This is a genomic window from uncultured Mobiluncus sp. (assembly GCF_947254095.1).
In the GTDB taxonomy this organism is placed as follows: Bacteria; Actinomycetota; Actinomycetes; order Actinomycetales; family Actinomycetaceae; genus Mobiluncus.
On record NZ_CAMYBV010000008.1, the window covers coordinates 45,715 to 63,184 of the forward strand.

A 17,470-nucleotide genomic window follows, 5' to 3' on the forward strand; every position below is an offset into this window, starting at 1 on the left:
TGAATTGCACTAATTCTCGACTGGACACTAGCCAGGCTCACAATTGACCTCCCTTGGCAAAAGCCGGGTTTCGCTGACCGGTTGAGCCCGTCACAGACTCACTCGGGAGCGTTTCCCTCTTCGTGCGAACACGCGGTTCCGCACCGGTTTTGCCTTCCGTGGCACTGCCAGTGTTGCCCATGTGAGACGCGAGCTCATCAAGAACAACCTGTTCCTTATGCAAATCATCGGCAATAACTTCTTCCGCATGACGATTTTCAAGCTTTTCTAAGGTTGCGGTGAGGCGCCGCGCCCCCTGCCATTCGTCTTGACGCTGATCCACCACCGCTTGCGCGTATTCTTTTCGAGCAATACCCTCTTGAATCTGCATCATCGCCGCGTTACGCATCGCCGCAGCTACAGCCAGGTTTGTAGCCCCGGAAGTCTGCATGGAACCGAGCCGGGCCCGGGCCGAAGACAGCTGTTGGTCAGCGTGGTTTAAGTCCGCGTGAGCCGAGGCCAGACGACCGGCCGCCTGATCCTCTTGAAGCTGGCGTAAATTGAGTAAACCCTGAAGACGAAACGCGCGATCTACCATTTACTCCACCCCCTACGCCGCTTCCTCAGACTTGAAAGCCTGATAGAGGTCAAACAGTTGTGACCATGCCGCGTCGAATTCGACCTTTTCATCGGTCTTTTGAGTCAGGAACGCCTCGATGTCAGCATCGTATTTCACAGCCGTATCCACTTCGGGGTTCGTACCGGCCTGATAAGCCCCCACGTCCAGCAGGTCCTGAACCGAACGTTTCGCCCCCATAATCTGCCGCAGAGCGGTAGCAGCCTCCTTTTGTTCCCGCGTCGTCACTTTTGAAGCCACCCGGGAAATGGAACCCAGGGCGTCGATAGCCGGATAGTGGCCGGCTACCGCCAGTTTCCGGTCCAGCACCACGTGCCCGTCAAGGATAGAACGCGCTTGGTCAGCGATGGGTTCGTTGTGGTCGTCACCATCCACCAGCACGGTGTAGATGCCGGTCACGGACCCGACCGCACCGGAACCGGCCCGTTCCAACAGTTGGGCCATCATCGAGAAAGTCGAGGGCGGGTAGCCGCGCGTGGCGGGCGGTTCGCCGACAGACAGGCCGATTTCGCGCTGCGCCATGCAGGTACGGGTCAGGGAATCCATCATCAGCAGGACGTGGCGGCCCGCGTCTCGGTAGTACTCGGCGACGCGGGTGGCGGTAAAAGCAGCGCGTTTACGCAGCATCGGGGACTCGTCCGAGGTCGCCACCACCACGACCGAACGGGACAGCCCCTCCTCGCCCAAGTCATCTTCCAAAAACTCACGAACCTCACGCCCGCGCTCACCCACCAGGGCAATGACACAAACTTCGGCGTTCGTGCCGCGCGCAATCATCGACATCAAGGTCGATTTACCGACCCCGGAACCGGCAAACAAGCCGATGCGCTGGCCTCGTCCCAAAGTCACCAGCGTGTCCAAAACCCGCACCCCCATCGCGACGGGCATATCAATTCGGGCGCGTTCCAAAGCATTGGGAGCCGCCCCGTGAATCGGCACGCGGTCAGCCGCATAAATAGGACCTTTGCCGTCAAGCGGACGGCCCGCCGCATCAATAACCCGACCCAGCAGAGCCGGACCGACCGGAACTGTGGCCGGTAAACCGGTACCGCGAACCGGAGAACCAATCCGCAAACCGTCCAGATTGTCCAGCGGCATACACGAGGCAATGCCCGCGTCCAGCGCCACCACTTCGGCGGGCACTCCCGGATCGTCACCGACCAGCACGACTTCACCAACAGAGCATTGCAAGCCGCGGACCTGCACAGACAGGCCCACAACGGATTCCACCTCACCGACCCGTTGGGGGCGTGAGGCGTTCAGCAAACTCACAAAAGATGGTAAAGTGGCCAGCTCCAAGATGCTCACTCCTCGGCTGCTTGGGCGGACACCAGAGCCTCTCGAGCACGCCGCACAGCCGAAGTCAGCCGGGCATCCAGCAAACCCTCCGGCATGTAAGCCACCGCGTCGCCCGGATCCAGTTCCGAATCGGGAACCAGCTCCACCGGGCAATCCACGCCCAAGCTGGTCAGCGTAGCCACATCCTGTGGGTTCATATTGACTTTCACAATGTCTTTCGGATCATTCATCGACAAAGCCCGCTTTAACGCCGCCTTGGCGCGAGTCGGTTCGTCGGACAGTTCCGCCCCTATCAGGGCTTCCGCCAAATCCACAGCCGCTTCCATCAACGCGGCTTTCATCTCCTCGATGACCAGGGCGTCCCGGGAGGAAACCGCATCGGCGATGGCCTGAATTTCATCCATCGCGTCGACATAAGCTTCGGTGCGGGCTTCCTCAGCCAGACGAGCGTCCTCGTTTATGATGTTGCGTTCCTGTTCAGCTTCACGCGACGCCCGTTTTTGACCGGCCGCCCATCCGGAGGAAAACCCTTTGGCGTATCCGAAAGCCTGGGTGGATTTGTCGTCGCCCTTGGCTTGATTGGAAGCACCCGCCAAACGGAACGCGCCCGCCGCGGCCGACCCGGAAGCAGTGGACAAAGCCACCGGGTTGGGCGCGCCGCCGCGTCGCTGATTTTCCTTGACCTCCAAGAGGTCCTGATCAAGCCACATATTCGTCTTCCTCCTCGCGGCGGATGACAATCTGGCCGGATTCCTCCATCTTGCGGATCAGCTGGACGATTTCGGAACGAGCCTCCTGAACCTGGCTCATGCGCACGCTGCCCAGCATGTCGATTTCTTCCATAACGTTCTGACGAGCACGCTCGGAGAGATTCTTCATCAGGCGAGAACGCAGATCTTCGTTCGTGCCTTTCAGAGCCATCGCCAAGCGAGCCCCATCGACCTGACGCAGCACCAGCTGAATGCCCCGGTCTTCGAGCATAACGATGTCTTCAAAGACAAACATGCGGGAACGGACTTCATCAGCCAAGTCCTCGTCACGTTCTTCCAGTCCGGTCAGAATCATCTTTTCAGTGCCCGGATCGGCTCGGTTGATGATATCGACCAGCGGCTCGACACCGCCGATAGCTTGCATCTCTTCAGAGTTAATGACCTGCTCAGCCTTCTTTTGCAGGGATTCGGCGACCAAGGTCACCATCTCGGGGTTAGCGCGTTCCATCTGGGCAATCCGCACCGCCACATCGCCTTGGAGTTTCGGTCCCAAACCGGCCATGACGCGCGCGGCATGATCCGGACGCAGGTGCGCCAGCACCAGGGCAATAGTCTGGGGATGTTCCGAGGAAACCAACGTCACGATTTCACGCGGGTCGGCGGACTTCAGGAAATCGAAAGGCTGACCCTGCATGCCTTGCATCAGGCGGTCCATGATTTCCTCGGCCTTTTCCCGACCGAAGGTCTGTTCCAAAACTTTCTGGGCGTAATCCAGACCGCCGTGGCCCAGCTGCAAACTTGCCGACGCTATCGAGTTTTCATAGAACTCATCAATGACATCAGCGGTGATTTCGCGGGGTACGTTAGTCATCCGCAGAATCTCGGCTGACAGAGCCTCGACTTCATCATCATTCATTTCGCTCATGACGCGAGCGGCACGGTCCTTGCCAATCTGAATCAGCAGCAAGGCGGCTTTCTGCAACCCGCTCAGAGTAAGCGCTTGTGACACTACCATGATTAGTGACCTCCCATCCAAGCACGCAGCTGCTCAGCAACCAGTTGCGGCTTGTCCAGAGCCAGTTCGGAAATCTCCTCGCGCTTAGCTTCCAGCTTGAGCAGGACTGGATCCGGTTCAGGCTCGGGTTCCGGTTCAGGCTCCGGCTCGGGTTCCGGAATCGTGGCCGCCTCAATCTCGAGAGCTTCATCTTCCGGAGCACTCAAGGTGTAAGGATCGGGCAGCTGATCCAACTCGCCGAGGTCCAAAGCCTCACGTTCACGAGCCTTGGCACGTTTCTTGGCCACCGCCGCGATAATAATCAACAGCAGGATAATCAGCCCAGCAATCACAGCCTGACGAATCAGGGAGGCGGTCTTTGCCGCGGCCTCCGCGGCCGCTTCATCCGCCGCCGCCTTTTCGGCCGCTTTCTTGGCCGTGTCGTCAAACGGGGAGCGGGAAATGTTCACCATGTCTCCGGTGGCCGCATCGATACCGGTAGCCGCCGCCACCATGTCACGCACTTGTACCATATCTAGTTTCATGGAAGTCTCTTGATTCAGCACAACCGACACGGACTTGCGCAACGCCGCGCCAGGACCGCGAGTCGATTGGGTCACCTCTTCGTTGACGGCGTTGTTCTGCACGTTTTGGGTGTTGGTGTAATTGCCCCCGTTATTACCGTTCAGCTCATAAGGGTTACCGATGTTATCCGGCCCCAATACGCCTCCGACGATGGCTCCACCTCCTGTGTACTGTTCGGCCGCGTTCGAGGCGGACAGAGGCTTGACCCCGCCCTCCGGATCGGTATAGACCCGAGTCGTTTTCACTTGGTTATCTTGGGAGAGGTCAACTTGCGCCGAGACGCGGGCATTGCCCACTCCAACCAGGGGCTCCACTACCGCCAAAGCCTTGGCGACTAGACTCTTTTCCATCTCTGAAGCTGCGGCCGTACCACCCTCGACCTTGTCTGACAAGCTATTTCCCAGCGTATCGACCACGGTCACTCCCGACTTATCCAGGTTCGGCACGGAAGCTGAAACCATATTAATAATCGCCTGCACCGTGTCATTGGTAACGTCTTTGCGATTCTTCGGGGTGATAGTCACCGAAGCGGTGGTGGCAACCGGTTTCTTCGGGTCGGCAAACACGGTTTCCTGAGGGATGGCCAGGGCGACCGAGGACTTTTCAATCTCGTCCATCGTGTCAATCGTTTTGGCCAGCTCGCCTTCCAAGGCGCGTTTCTTTGCCATCTGCTGTTGGAAGTCTGAAGCCGCTACGCCCAAGTTGTCCAAAACGGCGTAACCGGCAGTGGGCTGAGTAGGCAGGTCGGCGGCAGCCAAGCTCATCCGTGCGCTCTGCACATCTTTGGCTGGCACCTTCACCACACCATTGTCGGTGACTTGATATTTGATGCCTTGCGAATCGAGCTGTTCAGTTACGGCGGCTTGATCTTTGTCCGTTAAACCGGAGTACAGAGTGGTGTAATCAGGACGTGCCACCCAAGAGTAAAGCACTACGCCGCCCAAAATCAGCACGGCTACCCCGATAATCGACAGGGTCTTTTGGCCCAGGGAAAACTGGCCGACGGTGCTCTTGACTTTATCTACTGCGTTTACGATGACCGGTGGCATTATGCTTGCATCCTCATAATCTCGTTGAACATATCAACTGCCTTATTCCGAATGGTGGAGGTCAGTTCCATGGTCAGCTGGGATTCTGCGGCTGCAATAGTGTATTGGTGGACATCATTGAGTTGCCCGGTTAGGGCCTGCACACCCAGCTTCTTGGCGGTACTCTCACGTTGCTGCATGTTGTAAACCGCATCGGCAAAGACGTTGCCGAAAGAGGTTTCCGCGACGTCGCGGATATCCCCACCCAACGGAGTTAGACCGGTGCCAGTCGGAGCGACGTGCGCGGCATTAGTGCCCAGGCGCGACGGACCGGCTTGGGTGGCTGCGGAACGTGAGAACCCAAGGGATTGTACGAAGTTATTGGTCAGCTGCTGAGTTCCGGTCAAGGAACTGGTCAGGTTGCTACCAATACCGTCTACAGAGTAAGGCATGGCTTACTTACCTCCCGATTTGCAATGCTGATTCGTAAGTGGACTTAGCACGGTCCACCACGGCAGCGTTCGCTTGGTAAGCCCTTTGCGCCATAATCAACTGGGTCATCTGTGATCCCAAGTCAATATCAGGGTGGCGGACATACCCTTCTTCATTCGCGTTCGGATCGCGAGGGTCGTACACGATCCGTCCATCGGTGCCACCGAGCGCAATGCCCGATACCATCGTTCCTGCTGGACGCCCATAATCAACAGCCTGAGCCACGACGTAGCGGGCCCGGAAGGCCTCTTCGTCCATGGGTTTGGTGGTGTTGATGTTGGCGATGTTGTCCGAGATGCAGTCCAACCATTTACGGTTGACTGTCATGCCGGTTCCAGCGATACCGATTGCTCCAAACGTGGTCATGATGTCGTCCTCATGGCCGAGCGAATGTTGGTATATTCCCCACTGATTGCTTGGGTAGCCAGCTGGAAGCGAAGAACCGTATCCACACTCGAGATGGTCTCAGTGTCCAGATTGACATTGTTACCGTCGATACGAGTGGGCTCCAAAGAGCGGGCAGTGGCGATATGCGTGGTGGCAGGGTGTCCGAACTCAACGGCGCGAGCCAGTTCATTTTCGAACGAAACCTTGCCGGCTAAGAATCCCGGCGTCTGAATATTGGCGATGTTGTCGGCGATGACTCGCTGACGCATTGACAATCCATCCAGCGCGGTCCGCATTGCTACGTAACCAACAGAATCAAACATGACGACCTCACATGTTTTCTCGCTGGATCATTCCTTCGATCCTCATTCCGCATAACTTCCTGCTTGCGGTTCAGTGCTTTTTGCGCTGACATATTCAAGTATCGGCAGTTCCCAAGGATTTGTCGAGGGAATTTAATTATTGCGTTTGGGGTTCATGGGAAGTTCCTGGGAACCTCACTATTTTTACATCAAGTAGGTTTTTGTCAGTACAATTGTCCGAACTATATTCCCTGGTAAAGGCGGTTTCTGGAAGATTACACAGCTGTAACTTACCGTATTCCCAGCATTGGACTTTTACCACCTTGTAAGCTTTCAATCCGACCGCTTGCGTTCACCGTGGAAGTATTTTTTATAATGCTGAGAAATATTTTTTCAGGCTTCTCTCAGTTTATGAGACGACGTCTTCTGATTACATTTATCCCCCGGTAGCTCGATTTCCATCTTTTTCTTGAACATTCAAAAGGTTCCCCCACAAGCGGCTTTAGACACGAATACTTTAGGGGTGGTAACTTTCTGAAGTCTGACTGGGAGTTATAGTAAACTTTCCAGGGTGCACAAAATTTATTAGCGTGTAGGTTACATGGTGAGAAAAATCGTGTAGCGTTCATCGCATGAACCCCGATGGGACTAATGTCCCGCATGTGATGTTGGTCACATTATCTGATTTGTTCACATTTACACAGCAATTCCGCCGCTGTTTTGCCCCAATACTAAGGAAACTTCCAGGAAAAGTCTTTTTCCTGGAAGTTTCCCGTGAACGCAAAGCGAAGTATAGGCCTCTAACCCTGAACATCTAAATAAATCGGATTCGGATCGGTTTTCTGACTCGACCGTTGGCGCAAACGATCTCTTTCTTCACGGTTATTATCCATTGCAGCCATGATTCGTGCCTGTATGTCCTGCAACTCGCTTTGTAATTTGTGGGCCTGATTACGCAGTTGCGGCGGCAAAGCCCCCACAGCTGGTGGCTGCCACACGATTTCTTCCGGAATCTGACCGGCGCCAAGCTGCTGGCGAGCTTGCAGAACCTGCTGATGGATTTTTTCTAACTCTGCGGACCACTGCACCACATCCTGACTATCCGACACCCAAATCACCCTTAGAGTTACGCTTGACCCCTGCCAGATCCGGCTGAGTCCCACCATTTTTTGCGTCGTTAGCTTCCATTTGCGCAGCCGCCTGTTTCCACGCGTCCGCCAGCGGCTCAAACAGCTCCCGTATCTCTTGAGCTTTATCAGCGTCACCCTGCACGTTGGCGTTGACCAGTTCCTTCATGGCATACACATACAAAGCCATCAAACCCTCAGCGCCGTCCCACACGTCCATCCGCAGGGATGACATCAATTCGGCGATAATGTCCTGGGCGTGAGTGAGATTCTTATGCGCTTCTACCCGGTTCTGGCCGCGCAGGGCTTTCTCAGCCCGTCCAATATCAAGCAACAATCGGTCATAAAGCATTGTAAGCAGCCTCGCGGGAGAAGCTGTCGCAATAGAGTCTTGTTGGAACCGGTTAATTGCGGTTTGCATAGTTTCCCTCCGTAAAAATCACTACCCACTACTACAATACTTCGGCTGGGTCACTAATACAGTGAACCCAGCCGAAATACCGAAAAATCTGCGTGGAGAATCTTCAGTCTGTCAAAACTACCTCGCCAACCCGGCCAACTGAGAAGTCAGCCAAGCCTGCTGCTGACTGAACCCGGCCAGCAAGGTCTCCAACCGAGAGTACTGCTGCTTCAAAGATGCCTCCTTGCGCACCATACGCTCCGTAAAGTCGCTAATCCGAGACTCGACGTAGCTCTTCTCGTCGTCGTTGGACTTGATAACACTCGTCAGCATTCCCGTGCTCGAATCGGAAATGTTGCTGCCGAAATCCCCAATTTTTTGGGCAAAAGCAGACACAACTTTTTCAGTCTTGGTCGGGTCAGACTCCATCATGGCCTGGAACTTAGACTCATCGAACTCCACCTTCAAACCATCCGAGGTGTTCTTCAGGACAATCCCGAAGTCCTCCGCAGAATAGGTTTGAGCATTCCCTGCAGCATCCTTAATCGTGACTCCAGAGGAGAGTATATCTCCCAGCTCGGACTGCACCTGGCGACCAATCGAGTTCGATAGGACACCCGGAGCCTTCCACGTAGACTTTCTTCCATCTTCGTCGGTTCGGGTTTGCTCCACCGACTTCATGCCTTTGGCTAAAGTCCCCAGAATCTTGTTCACGTCTCCGACGAGGGACTTCACCTTGCTGGTTGCCTCGGACTGGTCGGCCACGACATCAATCTTGACACCCTTGGTCAGGTACCCGGGGTAGACATTGGTTCCGTCCGCCTTGGTTTCCGCTTTCACACCAGAAATATCCACCGTAACCTTATCCATCAACTCAATCTGGTTGGAGGAGTAGCGGTGGTCCTCACCGTAGAGAGAGATAACCGCATCACTGGACGCCCGGCGCACCGTACCGTCATAGGAAGTAATCTTCGAAGTGGCGGAACGTAGCGCTGCCGCATCATCAAAGGTGTAAGACACTGAATGAGAAGCCGCGTCGGGAGTGGTGGTCTTGGGGGTCACGGATAGACCCTTCGTTACGTCCCCGGCAAAAATCTTGAAGTCCCCAGCTTCAGCGCCAGTTTCCTTGCCAGTGACCTGCAAGACATACTGGGCTTGTCCGTTGCTGTCGCTAACGCGCACCACGGTGGCAGCCACGCCGGAGTCTTTCACGGAGTTGATTGCCTGGGCAATATCCTGCATAGAGTTGGAAGCCGGGGTAACGTTTGTGACTTTGTTCCCAACCATAATGGAGAAAGAGCCGCCCTGGCCAACTGCATTGGTAAGCTCGGTGAGCTGATTGCTGTCAAAGGTAACCTGCTTGGATTGAGCTAGGGACTTGACGTCAAACTCCACCGAACCCACGGCCGCGCCAGCCTTGGTACTGACACTGACCATGTCGCTGGAAGAAGAGCCCTTCACTGCACCCCAGACGGCCGAGGCGTCAAGGCTTTTATCGAACTTGCTTTCCTTGCCATAGACCGTCCAAGCATTCTTCGTCAAAGCTGCCAGCTGTGTGTTCAGATCCCGGAATGCCTTAGTGCGGGATTCAAGCTGGACTTTCTTGGTCTGCAGCCCCTTACCGGCCTGCCATTCCAAAGCCATTAACTTCTGGACAATACCCTCGGTATTGAAACCGCCAATACCGCTTATACCCATACCCATGATTTCTCCTTCCATGGAATAAAAGGTGTTATCCCATCCTGAGATAACGCCGAGGCACAGAACACCGACAGGTGTCCCGCTGACACTACCTCACGCTTAATTGTCGGCCATTAACTCTGAAAATTAAGGGGAAATTATTTTTTTCGTCGATTCCGGCGTGCTTCCGCCCGCATATTCTGTTGCCGAATGGACAATCCTCCCAGGTAAGAGGTGGTTGGCGGGGTCGGTGGTTTTTCTTCTTCCGCCGGTAGCTCCACTTCGGGTTCCCCACCACGAGACCGGACTTTGTCTTTACTTTTAGGTTTCTGAGCTTCTTCGGCGGCACGCTTGGCTTCTTGCTCCGCTTCGAGACGAGCCTTCGCCTGTGCCGTGCCGCGGGCGTGACCAGCCAGGAAACTCTTGGTGGAAGTACCCGGGGAATCTTCGGTGGCGGGCTCCCCGTCCTTTTCCTTACGGCGAGACGACCCCGCGGACGTGCCGGACGAAACTTGTGACAACGAATCACGCAGAGACGACGAACGGGAACGAGTCGCCCCGGAAGAATCCCGCGGGCGACCTCGCGCTGACGAAGAGTCAGGGGGTGGAATCAGCGTGTCCTCTATCTCCAGGTCCGCGTCTGAATCTGCGCGCAGCATCTCATCAGCGTGATCTTCAATCTTTTGGAAATAGCTCTCGCGGCGTTTCTTAACGATGCCGGTGACTTCCTCGTTTTCTTCCGCGGCCGTTTCGGGATCGAGGTGGCGGTTCATCCCCTCGCGCATCAGGGTGAGCGCCTCCGAACGTAGCTGGGACACCCGAGATTGGGTTACACCCAGCTCATCGGCAACATCTTGAATCGGACGTTCCTCGAAAAATACCTGTTCCACCACGTAGCGCAGGCGCTGGGGCAGAGCCCGCACCGCCGCGCGCAGATACACCAAACGTTCGTCGTCCAGCAGCGTGTCCTCCGGGGAGGGGCTTTCATCAGGCACTTCCAGGGTCCGCTCGTCGTCTTTGCCGGCGGGCGCATCCATCGAGATGACACGGCGGGCGGCGTCTTGCTGGGCGGACTCCACCGTCTCTACGTCCACTCCCAAGGCCGAAGCAAGTTCCTCTTTCGTGGGGGCACGTCCCGCGGCGGCGGTGAGCGTGGAAGTCATTTCTTCCAGCTGCTTGGTGCGTTGGCGGGCCCCGCGCGTCGCCCAGTCCATAGAACGCAGCTCATCCAGCATGGCCCCGCGAATCCGGTAAATCGCGTAGCGATGAAAGGGCACCCCGGTCGATGGGTCGTAAGAATTAGCGGCTTGCACCAGAGCCAAAGAACCCGCCGAAGCGAGGTCCTCACGCTGCACAAAAGACGGGACACGGCGCAACAACTCCGCCACTTGGTAACCAACCAAGGGGAGGTTTTTTTCAATTAGTTCGTTGCGGTTCACTTCGCCGAGTGAAGCCTCCACCGTGTCTCTCCTCAGAAAAAATCGCAGGTGCAGTCCAAATCAGTTTACCTTTTATACCCTTTAATTAGCGGTAGATTAATGAGGAATCGGCAGGATTGAGAGATTGGCAATTTTGCGGGTAAGTTTAGCTAAAGACCGGTCAAGCATTGACGATTGTGCTGACTGAGGAGGAGAACGCTATGTCATTGGACGCATTATCACGCCAGCTGTGGAAACAACGCGAAACTCTGGAGGTCATGCTGTTCAAGCTGGAGGAAGAACGTTTGATTACCGCCACCGCCTCGTCCCGGTGGCTGCCGCGTGCCACCCGTGAGCTGGAAGCCGTCATTGCGCAGGCTCAGACGATGGAACTGGAGCGCTCCATGGAATCTGAAGCCGTGGCGGTCGACTTGGGACTGCCCCCCGAGGCATCCCTGAAAGAGATCGCCGAGGCGGCCGATGAGCCGTGGAAGACCCTGCTACACCAGCACCGCGAAGCCCTCATCTCCCTGACTTCTGAAATTGCCGATATGTCCCAGGCGAACCAGGAAGTCCTGGCCTCTCTGCAGCGCGCCACCCAGGAAACCCTGATGAGTATGCAAGGGGCGGAAGAAACCTACGGTGAGGACGGCGGAATCCACGCTTCCGGAACAGGTGAATCCACCATGCTTGACACCTCAATGTAAGAACAAGGCCACGGGGTTTTAGAAAAACTCTCATATCCGACCCTTTCAAGCCGATGAGCTTAAACGTGGGCGCGAGAGGCGTCACAAAGATTGAGTAAGCACACAGGCTAGAGAAAGGACACTCCGATGGGTTCAACGTTTTCTTCGCTGAACGCCGGATTGACCGGTCTTTATGCAGCCCAACGTCTCATCGAGGTTTCCGGGCAGAACATAAACAACATGAACACCCCCGGATACACGCGCCAGCGAGTTGACCAAAAAGCTCTTGGCATCGGTTCCGAACCTTCTATCTGGGCTGGATCAGTACCCCAGGGCGGCGGCGTAGAGGTTACCGGGGAAAGTCGTTTGGGTGACTTCTTTCTCGACGCGAAACTCCGTTTGGAGACCGGCCGTGCCGCTTCCACAAAACAGGTTTCCAAATCCTGGAACGCGATTGAAGCGTCTATGGACGAGTTGGGCAAGATGTCTGTGTCCAACTCACTACGAAACTTTTACAAGTCTTGGGGAGACGTCAACAATTCTTCGGACAACCGTGGGGCGCGCTCGACCGCCATTGGTAACGCCCAAGCGCTCGTGACCCAGATTCAGACCGGGTACACTCATATCGCCGACCAGTGGAAGAACGCCAGGCACGAACTGGAAGCCCATGTTTCTGACTTGAATGCCACTATGGATTCCGTGGTAAACCTCAACGACAGGATTCGCAGGGGTACCTTGATGGGCCAAAACGTCAACCACCTGATTGATGAACGTGACAAGCTCGCCCTGCATATTTCGGAGCTGACTGGGGCCACCGTGCGAAAGTCGAAGGCAATTTACACGAAAGAAAATGCCCCGCACCCGTCCATGATTGGGACTGCTTACGAAGATGGCACGATTGAAATTATGCTGTCCGGTAACTCTCTGGTCGGCAAGGACTATGCGAACCATTTTGTGGTTTCCGGCTCCTACGATATGCCGGGAATCGATGCGGCTCCGCGCGAGATGTACCAAAAATCTGTCGACGCCCTTACTGCCGGCGGAAGCGGAAGGAGCTTGGACGATAAATTCACCCACAACGGGATTGAAATCCAGAAATACCAGGCAAAGGTGAGCGTATATACCACTACGGACGCCCCCGATCCGTCGAAAGTTGGCCACAAATACGTAGCCTTTTATGACATGGAGGATCATGGCAAGAAAGTCCCTGGCACCGATCAGGAGTTTGCTCTGGGCGATTTTCATCGCGATGAAGGTCCCGTGCGCTTGACCTGGGACATTGGCGGACATGAAATCGCTATTAAAGAAGGAGTCATCGGCGGTATAGCCCAAAACTTACGACCGGCCGAGATTCCCGGAGTGTCCGGAACCATCGGCAAGGGCGGCTCTTGGGCAGAAGCCGGCAAACTCTATAACGACGTGGCCACGAATATCGCCACGGAAGTCAACGCCATCCACGCCAACGACGTGGCTCAAGGCGGGACAAACAACACCAAGACCCTGGTGACCAAGGAAACCAAGTTCTACAAAGTGGACTTGTCCGCGCCCGAAACTATTGAAGACCCCCCCGGTTCGGGTAGTTTCGTGAAGAACCCGAACCGCATGACTGACACCGGCACCAAGCTAAAGCGCAGCGACTACAAGACTGACGAGCTTTTCGACCGGGCCGTGCAAGACAAGGTGGCAGAACTCGAAAAGAACAATAAAGGCTCTGCCATCGTGTACGAAAACGTGAAGGAAGACGGCGGAGACTTCTTTAAGTTTGCCGCCACCGACAACAAACTGCCCGCCGCGATGCGCCTCCAAGTCGCGATTACTGACCCGCAGGCCATCGCCGCCGGTGTAGAGAAGGCTGGTATCTATGACGGTTCGGTCGCTTTGAGACTGGGAGGCCAGCAGGACGCGCCCACTTCAGCCCTCAACGAATGGGGTAAGTCCGTGGTGGACATCGGGGTACATGCCTCGGGAGCCTCCGACAAATACAACTTGGCAGAACAGACGCGCCAGATTGCGGAGCAACAGCAAAAGAGCCAGTCCAGTGTGGACATGAACGAAGAAGTAATGAACCTGATTCGCGGCCAGCACGCCTATGCGGGCGCGGCCAGAATCACCAGCACTGTGAACCAGATGCTGGAGACCCTTATCAACTTAGGTAGGTGAGTGGCATGATTACCCGCATGACAACCTCGATGATGGCTAGTTCCTCTTTGGCATCCGTGCAGCGAAATTTCGCTCGCTTGGCCGACGTCAATGAGCAGATGTCCTCTGGTAAACGCATGAAGTTCGCCTCTGACGACCCGGCCTCGTCCGTTTCCTCGATGCGCCTGCGTAAGGAGCTGTCCGCGGCTGAACAATACCAGCGCAACATTGACGACGCCGCTTCCTGGATGCAAACAGCGGATTCCGCCATGCTTTCCGTGTCAGATATGTACCGCAAGGCCAAGACCACCCTGATTCATTCCGTGAACTCGGCTAACGGACCCACCTCGCTGCGGGCTCTCGCCGCAGACCTGGAACAGCAGGCTCAAGCCATCATGTCTCAGACCAATGCCACCTACCTGGGGCGCACAGTTTTCGCTGGAAACTCAGACAAAGGCAGTGTGTTCCGCCCCGGTGTGGACAAAGATGGAAACCGGATTTTCCTGCCCACCGAGACAGACGAAGTGACCGCTAAGCCCGTCAATCGTCGCATCAACGCCAACACGACACTGCCGGCGAATATGGACGGAAACCAGATTTTTGGCACCGGTACTATCAAGTGGACCGGCACCCCAGCCACCACTATCGACACTTCCAACAATCCCTCCGCCATGAACCTTTTGACGGAAGCAGCCAAAATTCTGCGTACCGGAACTCTGGAAGGCGAGAATGCCGACAAACTTCTGGCTATCCAGAACCAGCTCGACAAGAAGGCCCAAGATTTGTATGAAGGCATGTCCACGCTAGGGGCACGCCACAAGCAAGTTATCGAGGCTCAAGACAACATTGTTGGGGACCTGCAAGCCGTCAAAAAGCAGCTTTCGGATGTCGAAAACGTCGATATTCAAGCCGCCACGATTGAAATGTCCCTGGCGAATATGGCTTACCAAGCTTCACTTAGCTCAACTCAGCGTGTCGTGCAACCAAGTTTGCTAGACTACTTACGATGAGCACTAACGACGAAGTTACCGAAAACACTGAAACCGCCGGCGACGGCGAGGATTTTCCGATGCTCAAAATCCGGATGGTTCGGCCCATGCCGGGCCTGGAAAGCCACCTGGATTTCAGCCTGACCGCAGTGGACGAGACCGGGGTTCTATGGACTTTGAAGTCTGTTATTGACCCCAATGTTCGCCTCTTTGCGGTTCCGCCGATTGCCTTCTTTGACGGCTACACCCCGATGATTCCCTCCTCAGCGCGGGATCGCGTTGGCTTGAACAAGGGCGAGGAACCTTTCATTCTCGTCATTGTCCACCCCGCGACGGGGTCCTATCCCCACACGGCAAACCTGCTGGCACCCCTGGTTATCAACCCAGAGAACATGAATGCCCTGCAGGTCGTGTTAGAGGATCAGGACTGGCCGTTACAGGCACCCATCGGGGACCCCAAGGAATCCTAAATTTCAGTTCTTCGGTACCAAGATGACCTTTCAGCGCCCCGGCACGAGCCGCGGCGCTGGGGTTGTTTTTAGAACTTAGCTATGTCCGTGCGGTAGTGCGAGTTCTCTAGAGCGATACTTTGCATGGCTTGGTAGGCACGCTGCCGGGCTTCGTTCAAGTCACTTCCCCGCGCGACTACTGACAGCACCCGTCCCCCGTTGGCAATCAGTTGACCAGCATCGTTGACTTTCGTGCCCGCGTGAATAATGTGTACCCCCGGTACCTGGCTCACGGTGTCCAGACCGGTGACGACACCGCCCTTCACAGGTGCCTGCGGATAACCGGAGGCGGCCAGCACCACGTTCACCACGGCCTCATCGCTGACCTTGAGCTGTGGGGCCGCCGCCAGGTTACCATCGGCTGCCGCTGCCAGCAGCGCCAGCAAATCTGTATCCAGGCGTTCCAGCACCGACTGCGTTTCCGGATCCCCAAACCGGACGTTGAACTCGACCACCCGCGGCCCGCGCGAGGTCAGAGCCAGACCCACATAAAGCAAACCGATAAAGTCGCAGCCCTGGTTAGCCAGCACATTACACACCGGGACAGCGATTTCCTGGGCAGTGCGCCGCGCCAGATCCTCCGGAGCCCATGGCAGCGGCGAGTAGGCACCCATGCCGCCCGTGTTGGGCCCCTCATTGTGGTCGTAAGCACGTTTGTAATCCTGGGCAGCGGGCAGAGCAACCACGTCGTGACCATCACAGATGCAGAACACCGAGGCTTCTGGCCCGTCCAAGAATTCTTCGATAACGACCGCGGGTTCGTGGGGATTCGCCATCGCTTCAATGCAGGCGGCGGCGTGAGCCACGGCGGTGTCAAAGTCAGACGTCACCACCACGCCTTTCCCGGCGGCTAGGCCGTCTTGCTTGACCACGTAAGGAGCCCCGAAACGCTGCAAAGCATCCCGAGCCTCGTCCAGAGTACGGCAGGCTACCGAAGCGGCGGTAGCGACCCGAGCTTGGCGCATAATCGTTTTCGCGAACGCTTTGGAGCCCTCCAGGCGGGCGGCCAGACGTCCGGGACCAAAAACTTTGTACCCCGCCTCCCGCAGGACATCAGCGACCCCTTTGACCAGGGGGGCTTCCGGTCCGACCACCACCAAATCAGGGTGCAAAGACCGCGCCAGTTCCAACACCTGCGCCGGTTCGTCGATGGCACATCTGACGTTTTCTCCGAGGACAGCGGTGCCGGGATTACCGGGAGCAATCCATAACTTGTCCAACAGTGTTGATTTGGCAATAGCCCTGGCCAGCGCGTGTTCGCGCCCGCCGCTTCCCAAAAGTAAAACCTTCATAATCTCAGTTTAATAGCTTTTTAGACTTGTCAATAATAGGGAACAAAATTTTGCCTTCGGGGCGGCTGTTAGGATATTGGTATGTCGTTTACAGAAGCGCTCGGGATGGGCGAGTTTCGCCCGCAAACCAACGTTGATTTTGGCCGAGTGGTGGAGGTTCGCCCCACCCAGGGTCTATTTGTGGCTTTTGAAGGCTGCGACGGGGTGGGCAAGACCACCCAAATTGCGCGGGCTGCGTCGTGGGTTCGCCAACAGGGATGGGATGTCATCGAGACGCGCGAGCCCGGCGGGACCGACCTAGGGGTGGCTCTGCGCCAACTGCTGCTGGACGCGGGGGATGTGTCGGCTCGTGCCGAGGCGCTGCTGTTTGCCGCTGACCGTGCCCAGCACGTGCACAAGCTCATTATTCCCGCTATTAACGACGGCAAAGTCGTGATTACTGACCGCTATCTGGCTTCCTCCATCGCCTATCAGGGGCACGGGCGGGAGCTCGGAGCCCGAGAAATCCGCGATTTGTCCATGTGGGCTACGGGGGGATTGGTGCCAAACCTGACGGTACTGCTAGACCTGGACCCCGAGACGGCGGCGGCTCGCCAGGCTGCCGACACATCCCTGGGCAGCCCGGATCGGATGGAACGCGCCGGGCTCGACTTTCAAAAGCGGGTTCGGGAGGATTTCCTGCGGATGAGCGAGGGACAGGACACTTGGCTGGTCGTTGACGCGAGCCTGCCGGTAGAGGAAATCGCCACTCAGGTGCGACTGCGCCTAGCTCAGATGCTGCCGGTCATCAAGTCGTGGTGAGCCGGAAAGTCACGGT

Annotated in this window: 18 protein-coding genes; 5 read left to right on the forward strand and 13 right to left on the reverse strand. The window is 56.3% G+C overall.

Annotation, left to right across the window (positions count from 1 at the left end):
* Positions 1–37: 37 nt before the first annotated feature.
* The 12 genes from Q0X47_RS04130 to Q0X47_RS04185 form a co-directional block, all read right to left on the reverse strand.
* Positions 38–577, reverse strand: coding sequence for a flagellar export protein FliJ (locus Q0X47_RS04130; protein ID WP_297723187.1), 540 nt, complete (start codon positions 575–577; stop codon positions 38–40).
* Positions 578–589: 12 nt separating this feature from the next.
* Positions 590–1,888 carry a FliI/YscN family ATPase gene (locus Q0X47_RS04135; RefSeq protein ID WP_297723189.1) on the reverse strand — a complete coding sequence of 433 codons (1,299 nt, stop codon included), beginning with the start codon at positions 1,886–1,888 and terminating at the stop codon, positions 590–592.
* Positions 1,889–1,920: 32 nt separating this feature from the next.
* The gene (locus Q0X47_RS04140) at positions 1,921–2,625 is read right to left on the reverse strand and encodes a FliH/SctL family protein (RefSeq protein WP_297723191.1); all 705 of its coding nucleotides are present in this window, start codon (positions 2,623–2,625) and stop codon (positions 1,921–1,923) included.
* The gene (gene fliG, locus Q0X47_RS04145) at positions 2,615–3,640 is read right to left on the reverse strand and encodes a flagellar motor switch protein FliG (protein WP_296182507.1); all 1,026 of its coding nucleotides are present in this window, start codon (positions 3,638–3,640) and stop codon (positions 2,615–2,617) included. Before fliG ends, Q0X47_RS04140 begins: the two co-directional genes overlap by 11 nt.
* Positions 3,641–3,642: 2 nt before the next feature.
* Positions 3,643–5,253 carry a flagellar basal-body MS-ring/collar protein FliF gene (gene fliF / locus Q0X47_RS04150; protein WP_297723193.1) on the reverse strand — a complete coding sequence of 537 codons (1,611 nt, stop codon included), beginning with the start codon at positions 5,251–5,253 and terminating at the stop codon, positions 3,643–3,645.
* On the reverse strand, positions 5,253–5,684 hold the full coding sequence (locus tag Q0X47_RS04155; protein WP_297723195.1) for a flagellar hook-basal body complex protein FliE: 432 nt from the start codon (positions 5,682–5,684) through the stop codon (positions 5,253–5,255). The genes fliF and Q0X47_RS04155 overlap by 1 nt, the downstream gene beginning before the upstream one ends.
* A gap of 7 nt (positions 5,685–5,691) precedes the next feature.
* A complete protein-coding gene (gene flgC / locus Q0X47_RS04160; RefSeq protein ID WP_296182501.1) occupies positions 5,692–6,090 on the reverse strand; it encodes a flagellar basal body rod protein FlgC in 399 nt (132 codons plus the stop codon).
* The gene (gene flgB / locus Q0X47_RS04165; protein WP_297723197.1) at positions 6,087–6,434 is read right to left on the reverse strand and encodes a flagellar basal body rod protein FlgB; all 348 of its coding nucleotides are present in this window, start codon (positions 6,432–6,434) and stop codon (positions 6,087–6,089) included. Before flgB ends, flgC begins: the two co-directional genes overlap by 4 nt.
* Positions 6,435–7,213: 779 nt before the next feature.
* A complete protein-coding gene (locus tag Q0X47_RS04170) occupies positions 7,214–7,522 on the reverse strand; it encodes a hypothetical protein (protein ID WP_297723199.1) in 309 nt (102 codons plus the stop codon).
* On the reverse strand, positions 7,512–7,961 hold the full coding sequence (fliS, locus tag Q0X47_RS04175) for a flagellar export chaperone FliS (RefSeq protein WP_297723201.1): 450 nt from the start codon (positions 7,959–7,961) through the stop codon (positions 7,512–7,514). Before fliS ends, Q0X47_RS04170 begins: the two co-directional genes overlap by 11 nt.
* A 117-nt stretch (positions 7,962–8,078) precedes the next feature.
* Positions 8,079–9,644 (reverse strand): flagellar filament capping protein FliD, encoded by a 1,566-nt coding sequence (gene fliD, locus Q0X47_RS04180; protein WP_297723203.1) that lies wholly within the window; start codon positions 9,642–9,644, stop codon positions 8,079–8,081.
* A gap of 134 nt (positions 9,645–9,778) precedes the next feature.
* A complete protein-coding gene (locus Q0X47_RS04185; RefSeq protein ID WP_297723205.1) occupies positions 9,779–11,080 on the reverse strand; it encodes a sigma-70 family RNA polymerase sigma factor in 1,302 nt (433 codons plus the stop codon).
* Between the two features lie 179 nt (positions 11,081–11,259).
* Between Q0X47_RS04185 and Q0X47_RS04190 the strand changes: the two genes are divergently transcribed.
* The 4 genes from Q0X47_RS04190 (at position 11,260) to fliW (ending at position 15,322) form a co-directional block, all read left to right on the forward strand.
* Positions 11,260–11,745 (forward strand): flagellar protein FlgN, encoded by a 486-nt coding sequence (locus Q0X47_RS04190; RefSeq protein WP_297723207.1) that lies wholly within the window; start codon positions 11,260–11,262, stop codon positions 11,743–11,745.
* Positions 11,746–11,871: 126 nt separating this feature from the next.
* Positions 11,872–13,884, forward strand: coding sequence for a flagellar hook-associated protein FlgK (locus Q0X47_RS04195; protein WP_297723209.1), 2,013 nt, complete (start codon positions 11,872–11,874; stop codon positions 13,882–13,884).
* Positions 13,885–13,889: 5 nt separating this feature from the next.
* Complete coding sequence (locus Q0X47_RS04200; RefSeq protein WP_297723211.1) at positions 13,890–14,873, forward strand: flagellin; 984 nt, start codon at positions 13,890–13,892, stop codon at positions 14,871–14,873.
* Positions 14,870–15,322, forward strand: coding sequence for a flagellar assembly protein FliW (gene fliW, locus Q0X47_RS04205; protein ID WP_297723213.1), 453 nt, complete (start codon positions 14,870–14,872; stop codon positions 15,320–15,322). The genes Q0X47_RS04200 and fliW overlap by 4 nt, the downstream gene beginning before the upstream one ends.
* A 68-nt stretch (positions 15,323–15,390) precedes the next feature.
* Here fliW and purD read toward each other — a convergent pair whose 3' ends face one another.
* Positions 15,391–16,653 (reverse strand): phosphoribosylamine--glycine ligase, encoded by a 1,263-nt coding sequence (gene purD, locus Q0X47_RS04210; RefSeq protein ID WP_297723215.1) that lies wholly within the window; start codon positions 16,651–16,653, stop codon positions 15,391–15,393.
* A gap of 81 nt (positions 16,654–16,734) precedes the next feature.
* Here purD and tmk point away from each other — a divergent pair, with 81 nt between their 5' ends.
* Positions 16,735–17,454 (forward strand): dTMP kinase, encoded by a 720-nt coding sequence (tmk, locus tag Q0X47_RS04215; RefSeq protein ID WP_297723218.1) that lies wholly within the window; start codon positions 16,735–16,737, stop codon positions 17,452–17,454.
* Positions 17,455–17,470 lie beyond the last annotated feature (16 nt).